Origin of the sequence: Aeromicrobium sp. WCS2018Hpa-31 (assembly GCF_031843905.1) — a bacterium.
Taxonomy (GTDB): Bacteria; Actinomycetota; Actinomycetes; order Propionibacteriales; family Nocardioidaceae; genus Aeromicrobium.
Genome location: NZ_JAVTJF010000012.1, coordinates 59,500 through 79,811 on the forward strand (window position 1 = coordinate 59,500; position 20,312 = coordinate 79,811).

Here is a 20,312-nt window from a genome sequence, read left to right on the forward strand (position 1 = left end):
GACCCCGACGGACCCTGAGACCTCCCGGGGTCGGTGTCGGTGGTGGGCGGGGGTCGTCCCCGAGGTGCGATCGTGGACGGTCGCGCCATGCTGGAGCGGTGAACAGGACGCGACTCGCCCGTGGATCGCGGGTGACGCGACGCTTCGTGGTGCTCGAGGTCTCGCTGCTGGCCGTGCTCTACGTGGGCTACAGCGCCTCGCGGCTGCTGGCGTCGAACGACCGCGCCGAGGCGCTCGACCGGGCGCGCGCCCTGCTGGGGCTCGAGCAGACGTGGCACCTCGACCTCGAGCGCGTGCTCAACGGCTGGCTCGCGCAGCACGACCTGCTCGCCGTGGCCTCGAGCTACTGGTACGCCACGACGCACTACCTGGTCACGGCGGCCGTGCTCGTCTGGCTGTTCGTGCGCCGCCCCGCTCTCTATCCGCGCGCCCGGACGGCCCTGGTCGTGGCCTCGCTGGCCGGCCTGGCGTGCTACCTCGCCATGCCGATGGCGCCGCCGCGGTTCGTCGAGGGCTACTCCGACGTGCTCGCGCTGCACTCCCAGGCCGGGTGGTGGGGCGGCGACGCCTCGGCCCCCAAGGGGTTGGGCGACATCACCAACCAGCTCGCCGCGTTCCCGTCGCTGCACGCGGGCTGGGCGCTGTGGGTGGCGATCGTGGTCGCGCACGCCGGGGTGCACCGAGCCTGGCGGGTCGCCGGCGTGGTCTACGCCCTCGTCACGGCGTTCGTGGTGGTCGGCACCGGCAACCACTGGGTGCTCGACGTCGTGGCCGGCTGGGCGGTCGTCGCCGCGGCCTGGGTCGTCGTCGAGATCGTGGCGCTCCGGCGTGGGGCGGTCGGCGAACGCGTGGAGTCACCGACTTCCTAGGCTGGGGTGCATGAGCGTCCCCGTCACCGTGTCCGTCACGCGCCACGTCGACCCGGCGCACGAGGACCAGATGCTCGCCTGGCTGCGCGCCGGCTCGGAGCTGGCCGAGCGCTTCGACGGGTTCCTGGGCTCGGGCTGGGTGCGGCCGGCGCCCACGTCGAGCGAGTGGCACATGCTGTTCCGCTTCGCCAGCGCCGACGACCTGGAGGTGTGGATGTCGTCGAGCCAGCGTCGCTGGTGGCTCGACAGCGCCCAGGGCATCGTCGACGAGTCGCGCCTGGAGAAGCGCACCGGCATCGAGGGCTGGTTCGACGAGCCGTCAGGGGTCGACGTGGAGGACCTGCGCCCGCCCGTGTCGGCACCACCGCGCTGGAAGCAGATGGTCTCCATCTTCCTGGTCTTCTTCCCGCTGAGCCTGGCGGCCAACGCGCTGGGCGCGCACCTCGTGCCGGACCTGTGGCTGCCGTGGCGCGTGCTGCTCACCGTGTGCGTCATGACTCCGCTCATGACCTACGTGCTGCTGCCGTGGATCACTCGACTGCTGGCGCCCTGGCTGCACCGGACCTGAGGCGCTACGCCTTCTTCTTGGTGCGTCGGGCGGGCTTGGGTCCGGGACGGTGCACCAGCACCGGGCAGGTGGCCTGGTTGAGCACCTTGTGCGACACCGAGCCCATGAGCACGGCCTGGGTTCGGGTGCTCTGGCTGGCCAGCACGATCAGGCCGGAGTCGAAGCGCTTGGCGGCCTTGATGATCTCGTTGGCCGGGGAGCCGCTGTAGACGTGGGTGGTGACCGTCGGGCCCCAGCCGTCGAGCGCCTCGGCGACCTTGAGGGTGGCCTGCTCGGCCTCGCGGCGGAACGACATCTCGACACCGCCGCCGTCCTTGCTGCCCTCGGTGGCGAACGGGACGGCCGCGAGCGGGCTGACGACCGCGACCACGCTGACCTTCGTGACGGCCTCGTGGTCGACGAGGTTGCGCAGGTACTTGGCGGACTCGAGGGACTGCTTCGAGCCGTCGGTGGCGACGAGCACGTGCATGGCTACTCCTGAGTGGGTCGGTGCGGGGAGACTATCCGGCGAGGTCGCTGGGGTCGAGGGGTTCGGGGTCCGACGAGTGCGGATCGGCCTTCATGGCGAAGGCGTTGAGGAAGTACACGGCGACACCGATCGCGAGGATCGCCCCGCACCAGCGCAACGTCGCGGGATCGTCGCGCACGGTGTAGATCAAGATGGCGACGTTGGCCACGACGCCCGTGTACAGGATGAGCGCCGGCGCGGAGTAGTGGTCGTGGTCGACCGCCGTCCCGCGGAGCTTGATCGCCGCGAGGCACACCATGCCGTAGACGATGATGAGGAACACGACGGTCACCTCGGCCAGCCGGTCCACGTCGGCACTGGCGAGCAGCAGGCACACGAGGCCCGCCGTGAAGATGATCGAGACCCACGGCGTGCGACGGGTGGCGTGGGTGCGGGCGAAGACGCGCGGCACGATGCCCTGACGGGCCATGCCGTACACGATGCGCGACTGCGCGACCAGCGAGACGAGCGTCGTGTTGGTGACCGCCACGAGGGCGATGGCGGAGAACACCATCTCCGGCACCGGGATGGGTCCGGCCTGGACGACCGTCAGGAGGCTGCCGTCACGTCCCTCGTTGGCGGCCAGCTCGTCGATCGGCGCCACCATCGAGGCGATGAACGCGATGACCATGTAGAGCACGCCCGCGAGCGTCATGCCGCCGAGGAGGGCCTTCGGGAAGTTCCTGGTCGGGTCCTGCGTCTCCTCGGCGATGTTCGCGGCGTTCTCGAAGCCGGTCATGGCGAAGAACGCCAGCGCGACGCCGCTGAGCACGACGACGGCGGGGTTGCCGTCGTTGAGCTGGAACGGCTGCTCGAGGTTCGCGTCGCCCTCGGCCACCACGACGGCACCGACGGCCAGGATGATGAGCAGGCCCGTGGTCTCGATGATCGTCATGATCATGTTCGTCCAGACGGACTCGGTGATGCCCCGGAAGTTCAGCAGCGACAGCGCGACGATGAACAGGATGGCCACGAGCGTGACCGGCACGCCCTCGACGAACGACGTGAAGTAGGTCCCGCCGAACACGCGGGCGAGGGTGCCGGCGGCGGCGATCGTGGCGGCCAGCAGGCAGAAGGTGACCATGAAGGTCAGGAACCGGTTGCCGAACGCCTTGTGCGTGTAGAGCGCGGCGCCCGCGGCCTGCGGGTACTTGGTGATCAGCTCGGCGTACGCGAACCCCGTGAGCAGCGCGACGGTGACGCCGATGACGAACGACAGCCAGAACGCGCCACCGACGGTGAACGCCATGACGCCGATGAGCGCGTAGATGCCGGAGCCGAGCACGTCGCCCAGCACGTAGAAGAACAGCAGGCGACCGGAGATGGAGCGCTTGAGCTCCTCCTGCTGGCCCCCCGGCGTGGTGTCGGTCCGCTCGGACATGACGCCCCTCCCGCATCGCGTGTTCCGATGATCGTGGCCCCACCTGTGCGGGTCCGCAACCCCAGCCGAGGCCGGATCAGCAGCAGCGCGCCATGGGTGCGTGCTCCACCTGGTCGGCACGGTGCCGCTCGAACGCCCGGCGGGTGGTGGGCTCGACCCCGTCGCGCGCGCAGGCGTCGAGGTAGTCGTCCCACGCCGCCTCGCCGGTGAACTCGCGGACGAGGCGGCGCAGGCCCGCGAGCCGCTCGCCCAGGCGGCTCATCGTCGGCCTCCCACGCGGGAGGGGTCGCGCTCCTTCTCCCACGCGGCCACGGCCTCCGTCTCCTCGCGGGTGGCGATGAAGTCGGCCGGGGCGACGATCTGCGACGGCGTGTGCGGCACCTCCGTCGTGGGCAGCGACCCGGCCTTGATCGCCCGTACCCAGATGACCACCGCGTTGGCCACGATCACGATCACCAGCAGGGCGAAGGTGGCCTGGATGACGCCGTTGGTCGTGGAGTTGCGGATGATCTGGTCCATCTGGCTCGCGTCGGCGGCCGGGGCCAGCACCTCGCCGGAGTCGCGTGCGGTGCGGTAGCGGTCGGCCTGGGCGAAGTAGCCGATGGCGGGGTTGTCGCTGAACACCTTCTGCCAGCTGGCCGTCATCGTCACGATCAGGTCCCAGGCGAGCGGGATGCCCGGGACCCAGGCGTACTTCACCTTGCCGTGCTTGATGAACAGCGTGACGCACAGCGTGAGCGCGATCGCGGCGAGCAGCTGGTTGGCGATGCCGAACAGCGGGAACAGCTGGTTGATGCCACCGAGGGGGTCGCTGATGCCGATCCAGAGGAAGTAGCCCCAGGCGCCCACCGTGACCGCGCTGGCCGCCCAGGCGGCGGGACGCCAGGAGACGTCGCCGAAGCGGGTCCACACGTTGCCGATCGTGTCCTGCAGCATGAACCGACCCACGCGGGTGCCGGCGTCGACCGCGGTGAGGATGAACAGCGCCTCGAACATGATCGCGAAGTGGTACCAGAACGCCCGGAGCCCGCCGCCGAACGCGTCGGAGAAGATCTGCGAGAGACCGAAGGCGAGGGTCGGGGCGCCGCCGGTGCGCGAGATGATGGTCGACTCCTCGATCGAGGCCGCGGCCGCGGTGAGGTCGCCCGGGGAGAGCGTGAAGCCGAGCTGGCTGACGAACGCCGCGGCCCCCTCGGGCGTGCCGCCGGTCGCGCCGGCGGGGGCGTTCATGGCGTAGTAGAAGCCCTGGTCGATGACGACCGCGGCGATGAGCGCGCTGATGGCGACGAACGACTCCATCAGCATGCCGCCGTAGCCGATCATCCGGACGTGGCTCTCCTTCTGGATCATCTTCGGCGTCGTGCCGGAGGCGATCAGTGCGTGGAAGCCCGACAGTGCGCCGCAGGCGATCGTGATGAACACGAACGGGAACACCTTGCCCGCGAACACCGGGCCGTCGCCGTCGGTGGCGAAGCTCGTGATCGCGTCGGCCTGCAGGGTGGGTGCGGCGATGACGAGGCCGACGGCCAGCAGGACGATGACGCCGATCTTCATGAACGTCGACAGGTAGTCGCGGGGCGTCAGGAGCATCCACACCGGCAGGATCGAGGCGACGAAGCCGTACACGACCAGCGCGACGACGAGGCTCTCCTTGCTCAGGGTCAGCGTGTCCGCCAGGCCGGTCTGGTCGATCCAGCCGCCGCCGATGATCGCGAGCAGGAGCAGGACGACACCGATGACCGTGACCTCGAGGACGCGCCCGGGCCGGATGTAGCGCAGGTAGAAGCCCATGAACAGGGCGATCGGGATGGTCAGGCCGATGGAGAACACGCCCCACGGCGACTCGGCGAGCGCGTTGACGACCACCAGGGCGAGCACCGCGAGGATGATGATCATGATCGCGAAGACGGCGATCAGCGCGGCCGTCCCGCCGATCACACCGATCTCCTCGCGCACCATCTGGCCGAGGCTCTTGCCGTCGCGCCGCATCGAGAGGAACAGGACGACCATGTCCTGGACGGCGCCGGCCAGGATCACGCCGACGATGATCCAGATCGTGCCGGGCAGGTAGCCCATCTGTGCGGCGAGCACGGGCCCGACGAGCGGCCCGGCGCCGGCGATGGCCGCGAAGTGGTGGCCGAACAGCACGCGTCGGTCGGTGACCTCGTAGTCGACGCCGTTGTCGAGGCGCTCCGCCGGCGTGGCGCGCGTGTCGTCGACCTCGAGCACCTTCTTCGCGATGAAGCGGGAGTAGAAGCGGTAGGCGATGGCGTAGGACGACAGGGCGGCGAACAGGATCCACAGGGCCGACACGTCCTCGCCGCGCGAGAGCGCGAGGACGGCCCAGCAGACCGCTCCCACGAGGGCGACGGCCGACCAGACGACGATCGTGCGGACCCGGCTGCCGCCGGTGTCGGCGGGGCTCGGTGCGGACGGAGCTCGGGTGCTCATGGGTTCCCCCTCAGGACGCGTGACGGCGCGCAGGACCACCGCGCCGACCCATCGGACCACGGGTGGTGCCGCTCACGCCAGTGGTGACGTCGGTGCCGCGCCGAGCGGTACCCGCCCGTCGGTGAGCGTCTCCACCTCGCCGACCTCGCGCCGCCCAGGGCGGCCGTCGCGGAGGGTGGGGACGGGATGGTGAACAGATCGTGACGATCGGTCCCAGCCGTCGACACCGGGCGATCGCGGCACTAGCGTCCGCTGTGAGCCACCTCACACCAGACGGGTCTGAGGGACTCATCGGGGGGACGTTCCACAGGTGCGTCCCATGAAGGGATGACGAACGATGAAGAAGTCACTCGCACTCGCCGGGGCGTCCGCGGTAGCCGTAGGTCTGCTCGCCGGCGTGGCCCCGGCGACCACCGCCTCGGCGGCCGTCGCCAGCAACTGCACCGCCCCGAAGTGGGACGTGCACCCGGACCTGATCAGCACGGGGACGTTCAGCTGGGGCGACGGCACGGCCCTGCGCACCGCCGGCTACAACGACTGCACGATCGTCGGACGCAGCTACCGCGGCCAGGGCATCGACGTCCACTGCAGCCGCGTCAACAGCAACGGCGTGAACTGGGTCTACGCCCGCAACACGACGACCGGCAAGGCCGGCTGGGCCAGCTACAGCGCCGTGTACACCACGGGCAGCGTCCTGCCGCCGCGCTGCGGCTGACGTCGCGTCGCCCGGCCCACGGCACCCTCGCGGGTGCCGTGGGCCGGATGCGTCCGGGCCTGCCGTCGGACCGCCCGTGAGCGGTATCGTCGCGCCATGAAGGTCTTGGTCACGGGTGGGGTGCGGTCGGGCAAGTCCTTCCACGCGGAGTCGCTGGTGGTCGCCCACGAGCGCGTCGTCTACGTCGCACCCGGGCCGGCGGCCGACCCCGACGAGGACCCCGAGTGGGCTCAGCGGGTGGCCCGGCACCAGGAACGGCGCCCGTCGCACTGGGCCACGATCGAGACCGCCGACCTCGTCGCCGCGATCGAGGACGCCGACTCCGACGGGTCGGACTCCGACGCAGCGGTGCTCATCGACTGCCTCGGCACCTGGCTCACGAGCCAGATCGACGAGCTCGACGGCTGGGACGCCATCCGCGAGGAGTGGGAGCAGGTGCTGCTCGACCGCGTCGACGCCGCGGTCGAGGCCCTCGCCCGGACGCAGCGCACGGTGGTGCTCGTGACGAACGAGGTGGGGCTCGGCGTGGTGCCCGAGCACCGGTCCGGCCGGATCTTCCGCGACCTGCTCGGTGTCGTGAACCAGCGCTTCGCCGCCGAGTGCGACGAGGTGCTGCTCGTCGTCGCAGGCCGGGTCATCACCCTCTGACGCCGTCCTGCTCGCGGGGCGGGTGACCCCGGCCGCGGGCTAGCGTCGGGGAGTGCATCCTGACGTGGAGGTCCTGCGCGCGACGATCCGCGTGCCCACCGTCGCCGAGCGCGACCCGGCCCTGACCGACCCGGCCCCCTTCGAGCAGCTGCACGCGCTCCTCGCCGAGCACTTCCCGCTGCTGCACGAGCGGCTGGAGCGGGTCGACCTGGGCGAGGCCGCACCGCGCGCGCTGCTGTGGCGGTGGGCCGGGGCGTCCTCGGACCGTCCTGTCGTGCTCATGGCCCACCAGGACGTGGTGCCGGTGACGCCCGACGACCCCTGGACGCACCCCGCCTTCGCCGCCGACGTCGTCGACACCCCCGAGGGACCTGCGGTCTGGGGCCGCGGCACCCTCGACGACAAGGGCCAGCTGGTGGCCATCTGCACCGCCGTCGAGCGCCTGCTCGCCGATGGCCTCACGCCGGCGCAGGACGTGTGGCTGTCCTTCGGTGCCGACGAGGAGGTGTCCGGGCCGTCGGCCCCCGCGGCGGTCGACGAGCTGCGGCGACGCGGCGTCGAGCCGTGGTTCGTCCTCGACGAGGGCGGTGCCGTGGCGGGCCAGGCCTTTCCCGGCGTGGGTGCGCCGGTCGCCGTCGTCGGCGCCACGGAGAAGGGCACCACCACGCTCTCGCTCACCGTCACGGGTCGCGGGGGCCACTCGTCCACGCCCGCGCCCAGGGGCCCGACCGCCCGCCTCGGACGCGCACTCTGGCGGCTCGACCAGAAGCAGTTCCCGGTCAACGTCCCCGGCCCGACCATCGACCTGCTGCGTCGGCTGGCCGGCCACCTGCCGCTGCCGCTGCGTGCGCTCCTGACCGGCGCCACCCGGACCCCGCCCGGGGTGCTCGGTCGTGCGCTCGTCGCGGCCGGGCCCGAGACCGCCGCGATGGTGCGGACGACCATGGTGGCCACCACGCTGTCCGGTGCGCCCGCCCACAACGTCATCGCCGCCCGGGCGCGGGCCGAGGTGAACCTGCGGATCATGCCGGGGGAGAGCGTGGCGTCGGCGCTTGACCACGTCCGGGACGCCGTCGGGGACCAGCAGGTCGCGGTCGACGTCGTCGAGGCGAACGAGCCGAGTCCGCTCTCGCCCACGACCGAGCCCGAGGCCCTGGGCGCGTTCGCGCTGCTGGAGCGCACGATCGCCGACGTCTTCCCCGACGCGATCGTGACCCCCTACGTGATGATGGCCGGCACCGACAGCCGCTTCTTCTGCGACATCTGCCCGCGCGTCTACCGGTTCGCCCCGCTGCGGATGAGCAAGGAGCAGCGCGCCTCCATCCACTCCTTCGACGAGCACGTGCACGTGGCCGCCTGGCTCGAGGGCGTCGACTGGTACGTCGCGCTGCTGAGGTCGCTGTGAGCACCCCGGCGGGGGTGCCGGGCCGTGGGCGGCAGAGCACCCCGGCGGGGGCGCCGGACCACGGACGTCAGCTGCACACCGGCCTATGGGCGGTGGTCGGCTTCCTCGTGGCGGTGGAGGTCGTGAGCGGCATCCTGCAGGGCTTCTACACGCCGATCTTCTCCGACATCGCGCGTCACCTGGGCATCCGCGACGCCGACGTCAACTGGTTCGAGGCCGCCCAGCTGGTGCTGTCGGCGCTCGCGGTGCCGCTGCTGTCGCGGCTGGGCGACCTGTGGGGCCACCGCAACGTCCTGCTCGTGTCGACGGCCGTCACGGCGGTCGGCTCCTGGGCCCTGGCCTTCGCGCCCGGCTTCTCCACGTTCCTCGTCGGCTGGGCGCTGCAGGGTGCGTACGTGGTGTGGCTGCCCGTGGAGGTGGCGATCATCCACCGCCGCACGGCCGGCTCGCCCGACCAGCACCGCCTCACCCGTCGGTCGGCCGCCTTCCTGGTGGCGGCGCTCGAGACCGGCGTGATCGTCGGTGCGCTCACGTCGGGCGCCCTGGTGGAGTCGACGTCGATGACGGTGCTGCTGTCGCTGCCCGCCGTGGCCGTGACGCTGTGCCTCGCGATCGTGTGGTTCGGCATCGAGCGTGACCGCGGCCAGGCGTCGGGCGGGTACGACTACGGCGGGCTCGCGTGGCTCACGGTGACCCTCGGGCTGCTCATGGGCGGGCTCATCGCGATCCGGCTGATGGGCGTCGGTTCCCTGGTCCCGTGGTCGCTCGTCCTGCTCTCGTTCGCGGCGCTCTCCGTGCTCGTCCGCTTCGAGCGAGGGCTGGCCGCCCGACCCGAGGACGGGGTCGCTCCGCTCATCGACGTGCACACGTTCGTCCGCGCGGCCCAGTGGCCGGTGCAGCTGACCGCGTTCCTGTTCGGCATGTCCGTGCTGGGCGCGCAGATCCCGCTGTCCACCTTCGCGCGGACCGATCCCGACGTCGCGGGCTTCGGTCTCGGTGCGTCCGCGGCCTTCGTGTCCACGCTCATCGGCGTCTACGTCGTGACGATGGTGGTGGGTGCCCTGCTCCTGCCGGTGCTCTCGCGCACGCTCGGCCCGCGCGGGGCGATGGTGGCGGGCTGCACCGTCGTCGGTGTCGGGTACGGACTGTTCCTGCCGCTGCACGACACGACCACCCAGACGCTCACCAACATGGGCGTCGCGGGCGTCGGGTCCGGGCTGCTCGTGGCGGCGCTTCCGGCCGCGGCCGCTGCAGCCGCGCCGCCGGAGGCCACCGGCTTCGCGACCGGCATGACCAACGCGACCAAGACGGTGGGTGGCGCGATCGCGTCGGCGGTGTTCGCCATCGCCCTGGCGTCGACCGGGTCGATCGACGACCCGACGCTCGGCACCGCGCCCCTCTCGGGCTACCTGACCGTGTGGGCCGTGTGCTCGGTGAGCGCCTTCGCGGCCGCCGCCGTGCTGCTCCTCACCCGCCGCAGCGCGGCCGTCGACGCCTGACGGTCTCCACGTCGAGGACGCGGGGACCGGTCAGGGCGCCTGGGCGCCGATGGGGTTGGGGTAGGTGATGGCACCGGCGGCGACCACGGCGCGGGCGGCGGCGACCAGGTCGGACTCCACCGACACCGCGTGCGCCGTGGCCTCGGTGTCGAGGGCGGCGTCGACGGCACGGTCCGTGGCGTCCTCGAGTCGCTCGCGGGCGGCCCGGCCGGTGTCGGTGGGTGCGCCGTCGGCGTCGACCCAGCCACGACGGCGCAGGTCCTCCAGCGCCTCGGCCCACTCGTCCTCGGTCCAGCCCCGGACCGAGCGCTGACGCTCCGGAGCCCGGCCGAGCGCCACCTGCAGGGCGTTCGAGGCGGCCCCGCCGAGACCGGCGGTGACCAGCACCGACACGTGGGCGTCGCCGCGCAGCTCGCGCAGCACGCTCGCGTGGCGCCACAGGGCACCGACCGCGTCGTCGGGCACGGCCAGCGACGACTCGGCCGCGGCCAGCGGCTTCCCCGCGAGGTCGGCGCGACCGACCACCTGCGCGAGGCGCGCGGCCAGACGCTCGACGTCGTGCCCGGCGAGGGCGGGACCGAGCGCGTCACGGGCGATCGCGAGCCGCTCGGCCAGCACCGCCTGCGGGTCGGCCATCCGCCACGCGTCGGGGACGGCCCGCTCGACGAGTCGCGGGGCGAAGCCGTGGAAGGTGGCCACGACCACCGCGGCAGCGGGGGTGCCGAGGGCGCCGGCGCGGGAGGCGGCGTAGCCCATCCAGTAGCCCTTCAGCCCCAGGGACTCGTAGCGGGACTGGGCGTCGGGCGCGAAGTAGACCACGGAGTGCAGGGCCTCGATCGAGCGCCAGAAACCGGTGAGCGGGTGCACGGGCGTCTCCGAGGGGTGAGGTGTGACGTGGCTCCCAGCAGGTTGCCGGGACGGTCCGGGTTTGCTTAGGTAAGGCTTGCCTACACGATCTTCGGGGGAAGGAGCATGGTGGACGACCACCTGTTCAGCCCGGCCAACGCCGAGCACTATGCCACGACCATGCGCGCCGGGCTCGACGTGCTCACCGAGCACCTCGGCAGCGTCCGGACGCCCTTCAGCGGTCGCTCGGTCACCGACGTCGCACGCGCCGTCGACGCCGTGGACCTGGACCGGCCCGTCGACGTCGACGCCGCGCTCGCCGAGCTCCGCGACGTGTACCTCGACGATGCCGTGTGGTTCCACGACCCCGGCTACGCCGCTCACCTGAACTGCCCCGTGGTCGTCCCGGCGCTGCTGGCCGAGCTCTTCGTCTCGGCCGTGAACTCCTCGCTCGACACCTGGGACCAGAGCGCGGGCGGCACGCTCATCGAGCGCCGGCTGGTGGACTGGACCGCCGGACGCATCGGGTTCGCCGTCCCCGCCGAGGGCGGGAGTGCCGACGGCGTGTTCACGTCGGGCGGCACGCAGTCGAACCTCCAGGCGCTGCTCATGGCACGCGGCGAGACCTTCCTGCGCGGCCACGTCGACCCGGGGCTCGCCTACGCCGACTCGCTCGCCCGCTTCCGGGTGTTCTGCTCGGCCGACGCGCACTTCAGCGTGCAGAAGTCGGCCACGATCCTCGGCCTCGACGCCGACGCGGTGGTGCCCGTCGACGTCGACGCCCGGCATCGGATGGACCCCGTCGCCCTGGAGCGGGCGCTGCACGACTGCCTCGCCCGCGGGCTCGTCCCCATGGCCGTGGTGGCCACGGCGGGGACCACCGACCTGGGTGCGATCGACCCGCTCGGTGCCGTCGCCGACCTGTGCGCCGAGCACGGCGTGTGGATGCACGTCGACGCCGCCTACGGGGGTGGTCTGCTCGCGTCGCCGCGACGACGGCACCGGCTCGACGGCATCGAGCGGGCCGACTCCGTCACCGTCGACTTCCACAAGACGTTCTTCCAGCCCGTGAGCGCGAGCGCCGTCCTGGTGCGTGACGCGGGGGTCCTGCGGCACGTGACCTACCACGCCGAGTACCTCAACCCGCGGACGGCCGACCTGCCGAACCAGGTCGACAAGAGCCTGCAGACCACCCGCCGGTTCGACGCGCTCAAGCTCTGGCTCACGCTGCGCGTCATGGGCGCCGACGCGATCGGGCAGGGCTTCGACACCGCGATCGACCTCGCCCACGCGACGGCGGACTGGGTCCGCGAGCAGGACGACCTGCAGCTGCGGGCCGAGCCCGAGCTGAGCACCGTCGTGTTCCGCTACCGGCCCGACGGCCTCGACGACGACCTCGCCGACGACCTCAATCCCCGGATCCGGCGCACCCTCTGGGGCGACGGTCGCGCGGTCGTCGCCGGCACGAAGGTCGACGGGCGGGCGTGGCTCAAGCTCACCCTGCTCAACCCGGCCGCCACGCTCGAGGACGTCGTGGCCGTGCTCGAGCGGGTGCGCTCGACCGGTGAGGACCTGCTCGAGCGCGACCGCGAGGAGGTGGACGCATGACTGTGCCTGATCGCCGCCCACGGCCCGGCACCCCCGCCGGGCGGGGCCGGCAGGAGGTCCTCGACTTCGTGGCCGTCGGCGCCGGACCGTTCAACCTCGGACTGGCCGCCCTCGCCGAGCCCACCGGCCTGCGGGGCGTGGTGCTGGAGTCCCGCGACGACGTGTCGTGGCACGCGGGCATGATGCTGCCCGAGGCCACGCTGCAGGTGCCGTTCATGGCCGACCTCGTGACCATGGCCGACCCGACGTCGCCCTACTCGTTCCTGGCCTACCTCAAGCAGGTCGGGCGGCTGTACCCGTTCTACATCCGCGAGAGCTTCTACCCGCTCCGCCGCGAGTACGACCGCTACCTGCGCTGGGCCGCCGAGCGGCTGCCCGTGCGCCTGGGTCACCACGTCCAGTCGGTCCGCCGCGACGGCGAGCTGTTCACGGTGACCGCCTTGACGGCCGACGGCCCCACCACGCTGACGGCCCGCCACGTGGTGCTCGGCGTGGGCACGCGTCCGCACGTGCCCGACGCGGCGCGCGCGCTGCTCGAGGGTGGGCACGGTGGGACCGTCGTCCACACCGCCGACTACCTGCCGCGCAAGGAGGCGCTCCAGGCCACCGACTCGATCACGGTCGTCGGCAGCGGGCAGAGCGCCGCCGAGGTGTACCGCGACCTGCTGGAGGACGCCGGGCGGTGCGGCTACCACCTCACGTGGGTGACGAGGTCGCCGCGCTTCTTCCCGATGGAGTACACCAAGCTGACGCTGGAGATGACGTCGCCGGAGTACACGGCGTACTTCCAGGCGCTGCCGACGGAGGTCCGCGACCGGCTGGTCGGCGAGCACAAGCCGCTCTACAAGGGCATCAGCGGCGACCTCGTCGACGACATCTACGACACGCTCTACCGGTTGAGCGTCGACGGCCCGGTCACGACAGACCTGCTGGCCGGCACCACGCTGACGTCGGCGTCGTGGGACGCGCAGGCGGGTCGGGTCGGCCTGGAGCTGCGCCACGACGAGACCGACGTGCCGTTCCGCACGAGCACCGCGTCGCTCGTGCTGGCCACCGGCTACCGCGCCGGGCTGCCCGACCTGGTGGAACCGCTGCACGACCACGTCAGGTGGGACGAGCGCGGCCGGTACGCCGTCGCCTCGGACTACACGATCGACGCCGACCACCGGGTCTTCGTGCAGAACGCGGAGGAGCACACGCACGGCTTCGTCGCCCCCGACCTCGGCATGGGGGCCTTCCGGTCGTCGGTGATCGTCAACGCGATGGCGGGGCGGGAGGTGTACCCGGTGGAGGAGCGCATCGCCTTCCAGACGTTCGGGGCACCCGCCGCCGACCGCGCCCTGTCGGGGGTGGACCGATGAGGCACGGGTCGATGAGGACATGGCTCGAGCCGCTCGACGTCGACCGCCACGCGCCGCTGCTGCACGCGTGGGTGACCCACCCGCGGTCGGTGTTCTGGATGATGCAGGGCGCGAGCGTCGACGACGTGCGACGCGAGTACGCCGACATCGTCGCGAGCCCCCACCACGACGCCTGGCTCGGACGCGTCGGTCCGGAGGATCGGGCCCACCCGGCCTTCCTGGCCGAGACCTACGACCCGGCGCACTCGCCCCTCGTGGGGCACCACGACACGCAGCCCGGCGACCTCGGCATGCACGTGCTGGTGGCGCCGACGGAGACGCCGGTGCACGGCTTCACGGCGGCCGTCTTCGCGGCCGTCATGCGGCACTGCTTCACCCTCCCTGGCCACGGTGGCGACGGGACCCGCCGGGTCGTCGTGGAGCCCGACGCACGCAACACCGCCATCCACGACCTCAACGCCCGGGCGGGCTTCGTGGCCGAGCGCGAGGTCGACCTGCCCGACAAGCGGGCGCTCCTGAGCGCGTGCACGCGCGAGCAGTTCGAGGCGAGCGAGCTCGGAGCATCCTTCGACCCGACGGGAGACGCCGCATGACCCCCACCGCCCTGCTGGCGACGGCGGACACCGTCGACCCCCGAGCCCTGGACACCGCCGACCACCTGGAGCCGGTGACGCTCGAGCGCGCCCAGCGTCGGCTCGTCGCGAAGGCCCTGGGCGAGCTCACCCACGAGCGCCTCCTGTCGCCCGAGCCGGTGGCCGATGCGGGGGGCTGGTGGGAGGTGCGCACCACCTCCTCGACGTGGCGGTTCCACGCCCACGTGCACGAGCCGGAGCACTGGTCGGTCGACCCGTGGTCGGTGCTGCGGTCCGACGACTCCAGCGACACCGAGGGGGGCGAGGCGATGCTGCCGGTCGACGTGCTCGAGCTGGTGGCCGAGCTGCACGACGAGCTCGGCATCCCCGACCACCTGGTGGCGGTGTACCTGGAGGAGCTGAGCGCCACGCTCGCGGCCGCCTGCTGGGCCGACACCCACCACGCGCACACCGTCGAGGACCTGCTCGACGCGGATCTCGCCACGGTCGAGGCCGCCATGCACGAGGGGCATCCTGCCTTCCTCGCCACGAACGGTCGGATCGGGTACGGGCTCGACGACTACCGCGCGTTCGCGCCGGAGACCGGCAGTGACGTGCAGCTGGTCTGGCTGGGCGTCCGCCGCGAGCACGCCGTGCTGGCCCTGGGGGAGGGCCTCGACGAGGACGCGCTCTACGCCGACGAGCTCGACGCGGACCAGCGCGACGCCTTCGACACGCGGCTGCGCGACCTCGGCCTCGACCCCCGCGACTACCTCCTGGTGCCGGCGCACCCCTGGCAGTGGACGAACAAGCTGGCCGTGACCTTCGCGGCCGACGTCGCCCGCCGCGACGTGGTGCCGCTCGGCACGAGCCGCGACGCCTACCGTGCGCAGCAGTCGGTGCGGACGTTCCTCAACGTGTCCGACCCGTCGCGCATGTACGTCAAGACGGCGCTGTCGGTGCAGAACATGGGCTTCATGCGGGGGCTGTCGCCGCACTACATGCGCGGCACGCCCGCCATCAACGACTGGGTGCACGCCCTCATCGAGGACGACGCCGAGCTGCGTCGGTGCGGGTTCACGGTGCTGCGCGAGCGGGCCGCCGTCGGCTACACCGGTGGGGTCTACCAGCGCGTGGCCGGTGCACGCCGCGGGCCGTACCAGAAGATGTTCGCCGCGCTGTGGCGCGAGCAGCCGCGGCTCGGGTCAGGGGAGCGGGCCGCGACCATGGCGTCGCTCCTGCACCGCGACCGCGAGGGGCGGAGCCTGGCCGCAGCGACGATCCGGGCGTCGGGGCTGGCGCCCGCGGACTGGGTGCGCCGCTACCTCGACGCCTACCTGCGGCCGGTCGCGCACTGCCTGTGGGCGCACGACCTGGCCTTCATGCCGCACGGCGAGAACCTGATCCTCGTGCTGCGGGACCACGTGCCCGTGCGCGCGGTCATGAAGGACGTGGGCGAGGAGGTCGCACTGCTCGCGGGAGACGGACCCGAGGCACACCCGCTCGACTCCCTGCCCGAGGCCGTGCAGCGGATCCGGGCCCGGGTGCCGGAGGGCCAGCAGGCGCTGGCCGTGCTCACCGACGTGCTCGACGGCTTCCTGAGGTTCCTCGCGGCGATCCTCGCCGACGACGGGGTGCTGTCGGGGGAGGAGTTCTGGACCGTGGCGGCCGCGTGCCTGCGCGACCTGCAGGCCGACCACCCCGAGCTGGCCGCCCAGCACGCGCGGTACGACCTGCTGGCGCCCGACTTCGAGCACTCGTGCCTGAACCGGCTGCAGCTGCGCAACACCCTCGAGATGGTCGACCTCGCCGACCAGGCGCAGTCGCTGCAGCTTGTCGGACGCCTGGCCAACCCCCTCCACGGCCGATGACCCCGGCCCCCACCCCGCGTCCCGAAGGGTTGTCGACGGCTCTCTCGGGCGGGAACCGTCGGCAACCCTTCGGGACGCGGGTCGGGGGTGTGGCGTGACGGTGCTGAGGGTGGAGGCGGCGTCGACGGAGGGGCTGGCGTTCGCGCAGGGTCGGGCGACCGCCGAGGCGTCGCGGGAGCGTCTGCTCGAGGACCTCGCGCACGTGGAGTCGACCACGGGCACGCCCTGGGACGCGTTCTGCGCCCGGTCGCTGCTGGCGCGGACGGCCCGGCGCTCCCACGAGCGGCTCGACGACGAGACGCGGGCGTTCGTCGACGCCTACGCCGCGGGCGTCCGCGCGGGTGGGCTCGACGCCTGGCGTGACTGGACGTCGCTCGGTGTGATGGCCGTGCACCACGCACTGTTCGGCAGCCTCGGCCACCACCTCTGGCGTCGGCACGTGGCGCGGGTGCTCGGACCCGATGCCGTCGCGACGCTCGCGCAGGAGGTGCCGGCCCTGTCGGGCAGCAACGCCTGGGTCGTCGGTGGGCGGCGCTCGGCCGACGGCCTGCCGCTCGTCGGTGCCGACCCGCACCGCATCGTCACCGTGCCGGGCGTCTACCAGCAGGTGCGGCTCGTCGCCACGGACGAGGACGTCGACGTCGTCGGCCTCACCTTCCCGGGGGTGCCGGGCGTGCAGCACTTCGGGCACACCGGGTCGGTCGCGTGGGCCATCACCAACGCGATGGCCGACACCCAGCAGCTCACCGACGTGTCGGCGCAGGAGCCGCGCGACGTCGTCGACGGCGTGCCGGTGACGGCCCACGGGCCGCTGGTCCTCGAGCACCCGGACGGCTCCGGCGTGGCCGTGCGCACCGTGCCCTGGCTCGTCGACGACCTCGGCCTCGCCGCGCTGCTGCCGCTGCTGCGGGCCCGGTCGGTGGCCGACGTCGACGCCGCGCTCGACCACTGGGTGGAGCCGGTCAACGACGTGCTCGTGGCCGACGTCGAGGGGGCGGTGCTGCACCGCGTGGCCGGCCGGGTTCCTTGGCGCGCTGCCTCGGGGGAGTGGGTCGGATGGGTCGTGCCGCACCGCCGCGAGGTCGGGGCCGACGAGCACCAGGTGACGGCCAACCACCGCCAGGGCGAGCACAGCGCGCCGCTCGCCGACGAGCTCGCCCCGCCGCACCGTGCACGCCGGCTCGAGCAGCTGCTCGACGAGCGGCCCGTGCTCGACGTGGAGCAGGCTGCTGCCCTGCACGCCGACACGCTGCTGCTGCCGGCCGAGCACTGGCAGCGACGGCTCGCCGGCCTCGACCTCGCAGGCGAGCCCGAGCAGGTGCGCGAGCTGCGTGACCGGATCGTCGCGTGGGACCGGCGCATGGACGCCGACTCGGTGGACGCCGCACTCTTCGCCGCGCTGCGCTCGGCCGTGGTGCGTCGACTCGTCGAGCACCCGGCGCTCGCCCCGCTGCGGGAGCCGTCGGCGGACCCGTGGACCGGGCCCGGCGAGCTGTTCGCCCCCTGGCTGCGCCCCGAGCCGCGGGTGGCGCTGGCCCTGGACCGTTGGCTGGAGCCCGTCGACGAGCCGGTGCCGGGAGTGGACCTGGAGGAAGCCCTGCGTCTGGCCCTGCGCGAGGCGGCTCCGCAGCTGTCGGCGCCGACGGCGTGGGGCGACGTGCACACCTTCACCCCGCTCGGCGGGCCGGCCCTCCGACTCGGCGGCGACGAGGGGTGCGTCCTGTCGACGTCGTCGGTGCCGGGCGTCGACGACCGGGTGTGGAGGGGGCCGGTCGCGCGCCTCGTGTGGTGCCTGGCCGACCGGTCCCGCAGCCGGTGGACCGTCCCCGACGACCTGGAGGTGTGGGCCGCCGGGTCCACGTCGCCGATGCAGCCCGACCACGAGGAGCCCTGACATGACCTCCACATCCCCCGTCGCGCCCCTCTTCACGCACCGACCGGTCGACCCCGTGGGCGACCTCGACCTGCTGCACGGCTGGGTGACGCATGAGCGTGCCCGGTTCTGGGGCATGACCGACCACACCCGCGACGAGGTCGGCGAGGTCTACGCCTACCTCGACTCCCTCGGGACGCACCACGCCTACCTGGTCCACGAGCACCGGGCCGGCACCGTCCCGGTCGCGATCTTCCAGACCTACGAGCCCGAGCACGACCCGGTGGGGGAGGCCTACGACGTGCAACCGGGCGACCTGGGGGTGCATCTGTTCGTGGGCCCAGGGGAGCGTCGGCCGGGCTTCACCGGAAACCTGGTCCGGTACCTGCTCGGCGTGGTGCTCGAGGACCCGTCGGTGCGGCGCATCGTCGTGGAGCCCGACGTGCTCAACGAGCGGTCGGTGGCCCGGTTCCGCCGTGAGGGCTTCGAGGTCGGCCCCGTGGTCGACCTCGGGCACAAGACGGCGCAGCTCGCGTTCCTCCCGCGTCCCCGCTAGGGCGTGTGGGCGAACGGGTCCCCGGTGGCCGCGTCGTAGAGCTCGACGTCCGACAGCGGGACGGTGCGGCGGGAGACGCCGACCTTGGTCCAGGCGAAGCCCTCCGGCGGGTCCTCGCCGACGGCGACCAGGTGCACGCCGTCGACACCGTCCTCGAACGCGGCCACGTAGTCACCTCCACCCGCGTAGCGGGCCCGCAGGCCGACGTGCTGCGCGGGCCGCACGTCGCCGCGGCCGTTGCGCCAGCCGTAGGCGGGGGTGTCGTAGTACGAGACGACCCGACGTCGACCGTCGGCCTCGAGCCGCCAGAACTCCGTGCCCGACGGCGCGCGCATCGCGGTGAGCACGCCGTCGCGCACCTCGACCCCAGGCAGCTCCGGGAGCACGAGGAAGTCGACGAACCGCCCCGCGCCCGGAACCGGCTCGGGATGGCCGAACGCCGCCCGTGCCGCGTCGGCGTCGGCGTAGGTGGCCTCCTCGAGCGGCACGACCGGGCCGCCGACGACGTCGAGGCCCTCGAGCATGATCCCGGTGGTCTGCGCCGGGGTGAGCAGCGCGAACCAGCGGCGTCGGGCGGAGTGCGTCACGGGGTGAGCAGGACCTTGCCGGTGGCGCGGCGCTCGTCGATGGTGGCGAGTGCCTGCGCGGCCTCGTCGAGGCCGAACGTGGCGCCGATCGGGGGGGTGAGCGCACCGGACTCCAGGTGCGGGGCGATGGCCGCCCACTCCTGGGCGACGTGCCCGGGGCGGGCGAGCGCGTAGGCGCCCCAGCCGACGCCCACGACGCTGAGGTTGTTGAGCAGCAGCCGGTTGACCTTCACCTCGGGGATGTCGCCCGCGGTGAAGCCGATGACGAGCAGGCGGCCGTCCTCGCGCAGGCTGCGCAGGGAGTCGGTGAAGCGGTCGCCGCCCACCGGGTCGACGACCAGGTCGACCTTGCCGGACGCCTTGACCGCGTCGAGGAAGCCGTCGGCCAGCACGAACTCGTCGGCGCCGGCGTCGATGGCCACGGCACCCTTCTCGGCGGTCGACGTGACGGCGATGACGTGGCCGGCGCCGAACGCCTTGGCCACCTGGATGGAGGCCGTGCCCACACCGCCGGCGGCCCCGTGCACGAGCACGCGCTCGCCGGGTGCGATCCGCCCGCGCTCGACGAGGGCGAAGTAGGCCGTGAGGTAGTTGAGCGGAACCGACGCGCCCTGCTCGAAGGAGACGGCGTCGGGAAGGTGGAACGTCATGTCGGGCTGGGTGACCGCGTACTCGGCGAACCCGCCGAGCATGCAGAAGCCGGCGACCCGGTCGCCGGGGGAGAAGCCGGACCCCTCGGGGGCGGTGACGACCTCGCCCGCGACCTCCGAGCCCGGCACGAACGGCAGCTCCGGCTTGAGCTGGTACAGCCCGCGGGTCTGCAGCACCTCGGGGAACGAGACGCCGGCGGCCCGCACCCGCACGAGCACCTGCCCGTCGGCGGCGGTGGGGTCGGGGAGCTCGGTGACCTCGACGGCCGAAGGCCCGTCGAGCGTCGTGATCTGCACGGCACGCATGGCCCGACACTAGGGCCGTGGAGCACCGCTAAGCAAGC

At 72.8% G+C, this 20,312-nt stretch carries 19 protein-coding genes; 12 read left to right on the plus strand and 7 right to left on the minus strand.

Going from position 1 to position 20,312, the window contains the following annotated elements; translation table 11 throughout:
• Nucleotides 1-131: 131 nt before the first annotated feature.
• Together RQG84_RS15695 and RQG84_RS15700 are read left to right on the plus strand one after the other, a co-directional pair.
• A complete protein-coding gene (locus tag RQG84_RS15695; protein ID WP_311210773.1) occupies nt 132-869 on the plus strand; it encodes a phosphatase PAP2 family protein in 738 nt (245 codons plus the stop codon).
• 10 nt (nt 870-879) lie between these two features.
• On the plus strand, nt 880-1,437 hold the full coding sequence (locus RQG84_RS15700; RefSeq protein ID WP_056579233.1) for an antibiotic biosynthesis monooxygenase: 558 nt from the start codon (nt 880-882) through the stop codon (nt 1,435-1,437).
• Between the two features lie 4 nt (nt 1,438-1,441).
• Here the strand turns inward: RQG84_RS15700 and RQG84_RS15705 are convergent, their stop codons facing one another.
• The 4 genes from RQG84_RS15705 to RQG84_RS15720 form a co-directional block, all read right to left on the minus strand.
• Nucleotides 1,442-1,906 carry a universal stress protein gene (locus RQG84_RS15705; protein WP_055961205.1) on the minus strand — a complete coding sequence of 155 codons (465 nt, stop codon included), beginning with the start codon at nt 1,904-1,906 and terminating at the stop codon, nt 1,442-1,444.
• A 31-nt stretch (nt 1,907-1,937) separates the two neighbouring features.
• Nucleotides 1,938-3,326, minus strand: a complete 1,389-nt coding sequence (locus RQG84_RS15710) for an APC family permease (RefSeq protein WP_311210774.1) — start codon at nt 3,324-3,326, stop codon at nt 1,938-1,940.
• A 76-nt stretch (nt 3,327-3,402) separates the two neighbouring features.
• Nucleotides 3,403-3,588, minus strand: a complete 186-nt coding sequence (locus tag RQG84_RS15715) for a CstA-like transporter-associated (seleno)protein (protein ID WP_311210775.1) — start codon at nt 3,586-3,588, stop codon at nt 3,403-3,405.
• Entirely contained in the window at nt 3,585-5,777 is a 2,193-nt protein-coding gene (locus tag RQG84_RS15720; protein WP_311210776.1) for a carbon starvation CstA family protein, read from the minus strand. Before RQG84_RS15720 ends, RQG84_RS15715 begins: the two co-directional genes overlap by 4 nt.
• Nucleotides 5,778-6,114: 337 nt before the next feature.
• Between RQG84_RS15720 and RQG84_RS15725 the strand changes: the two genes are divergently transcribed.
• The 4 genes from RQG84_RS15725 to RQG84_RS15740 all read left to right on the plus strand — a co-directional run bounded on the left by RQG84_RS15725 (nt 6,115) and on the right by RQG84_RS15740 (nt 10,044).
• Nucleotides 6,115-6,492: a hypothetical protein gene (locus tag RQG84_RS15725; RefSeq protein ID WP_311210777.1), complete on the plus strand. Its 378-nt coding sequence runs from the start codon at nt 6,115-6,117 to the stop codon at nt 6,490-6,492.
• 96 nt (nt 6,493-6,588) lie between these two features.
• Nucleotides 6,589-7,140 (plus strand): bifunctional adenosylcobinamide kinase/adenosylcobinamide-phosphate guanylyltransferase, encoded by a 552-nt coding sequence (gene cobU, locus RQG84_RS15730; RefSeq protein WP_311210778.1) that lies wholly within the window; start codon nt 6,589-6,591, stop codon nt 7,138-7,140.
• A 52-nt stretch (nt 7,141-7,192) separates the two neighbouring features.
• Nucleotides 7,193-8,545, plus strand: a complete 1,353-nt coding sequence (locus RQG84_RS15735; protein WP_311210779.1) for a M20/M25/M40 family metallo-hydrolase — start codon at nt 7,193-7,195, stop codon at nt 8,543-8,545.
• On the plus strand, nt 8,542-10,044 hold the full coding sequence (locus RQG84_RS15740) for an MFS transporter (RefSeq protein ID WP_311210780.1): 1,503 nt from the start codon (nt 8,542-8,544) through the stop codon (nt 10,042-10,044). Before RQG84_RS15735 ends, RQG84_RS15740 begins: the two co-directional genes overlap by 4 nt.
• 30 nt (nt 10,045-10,074) lie before the next feature.
• Here the strand turns inward: RQG84_RS15740 and RQG84_RS15745 are convergent, their stop codons facing one another.
• A complete protein-coding gene (locus RQG84_RS15745) occupies nt 10,075-10,911 on the minus strand; it encodes an SCO6745 family protein (protein ID WP_311210781.1) in 837 nt (278 codons plus the stop codon).
• 105 nt (nt 10,912-11,016) lie between these two features.
• On the opposite strand from RQG84_RS15745, the gene RQG84_RS15750 reads away from it, so the two are divergent.
• From RQG84_RS15750 to RQG84_RS15775, 6 genes are all read left to right on the plus strand, one after another.
• Nucleotides 11,017-12,498, plus strand: a complete 1,482-nt coding sequence (locus RQG84_RS15750) for an aspartate aminotransferase family protein (RefSeq protein WP_311210782.1) — start codon at nt 11,017-11,019, stop codon at nt 12,496-12,498.
• Nucleotides 12,495-13,859: a SidA/IucD/PvdA family monooxygenase gene (locus tag RQG84_RS15755; RefSeq protein ID WP_311210783.1), complete on the plus strand. Its 1,365-nt coding sequence runs from the start codon at nt 12,495-12,497 to the stop codon at nt 13,857-13,859. The genes RQG84_RS15750 and RQG84_RS15755 overlap by 4 nt, the downstream gene beginning before the upstream one ends.
• A gap of 11 nt (nt 13,860-13,870) precedes the next feature.
• On the plus strand, nt 13,871-14,452 hold the full coding sequence (locus tag RQG84_RS15760) for a GNAT family N-acetyltransferase (RefSeq protein ID WP_311210784.1): 582 nt from the start codon (nt 13,871-13,873) through the stop codon (nt 14,450-14,452).
• Nucleotides 14,449-16,302, plus strand: a complete 1,854-nt coding sequence (locus tag RQG84_RS15765) for an IucA/IucC family protein (RefSeq protein WP_311210785.1) — start codon at nt 14,449-14,451, stop codon at nt 16,300-16,302. Before RQG84_RS15760 ends, RQG84_RS15765 begins: the two co-directional genes overlap by 4 nt.
• A 94-nt stretch (nt 16,303-16,396) precedes the next feature.
• Complete coding sequence (locus RQG84_RS15770) at nt 16,397-18,196, plus strand: penicillin acylase family protein (protein WP_311210786.1); 1,800 nt, start codon at nt 16,397-16,399, stop codon at nt 18,194-18,196.
• 1 nt (nt 18,197) lies between these two features.
• Nucleotides 18,198-18,731 carry a GNAT family N-acetyltransferase gene (locus tag RQG84_RS15775; RefSeq protein ID WP_311210787.1) on the plus strand — a complete coding sequence of 178 codons (534 nt, stop codon included), beginning with the start codon at nt 18,198-18,200 and terminating at the stop codon, nt 18,729-18,731.
• On the opposite strand, the gene RQG84_RS15780 is transcribed toward RQG84_RS15775, so the two are convergent.
• Both RQG84_RS15780 and RQG84_RS15785 read right to left on the minus strand, forming a co-directional pair.
• A complete protein-coding gene (locus tag RQG84_RS15780) occupies nt 18,728-19,318 on the minus strand; it encodes a hypothetical protein (RefSeq protein WP_311210788.1) in 591 nt (196 codons plus the stop codon). The two genes, RQG84_RS15775 and RQG84_RS15780, sit on opposite strands and share 4 nt — an antisense overlap.
• On the minus strand, nt 19,315-20,274 hold the full coding sequence (locus tag RQG84_RS15785) for an NADPH:quinone oxidoreductase family protein (protein ID WP_055961164.1): 960 nt from the start codon (nt 20,272-20,274) through the stop codon (nt 19,315-19,317). Before RQG84_RS15785 ends, RQG84_RS15780 begins: the two co-directional genes overlap by 4 nt.
• Nucleotides 20,275-20,312 lie beyond the last annotated feature (38 nt).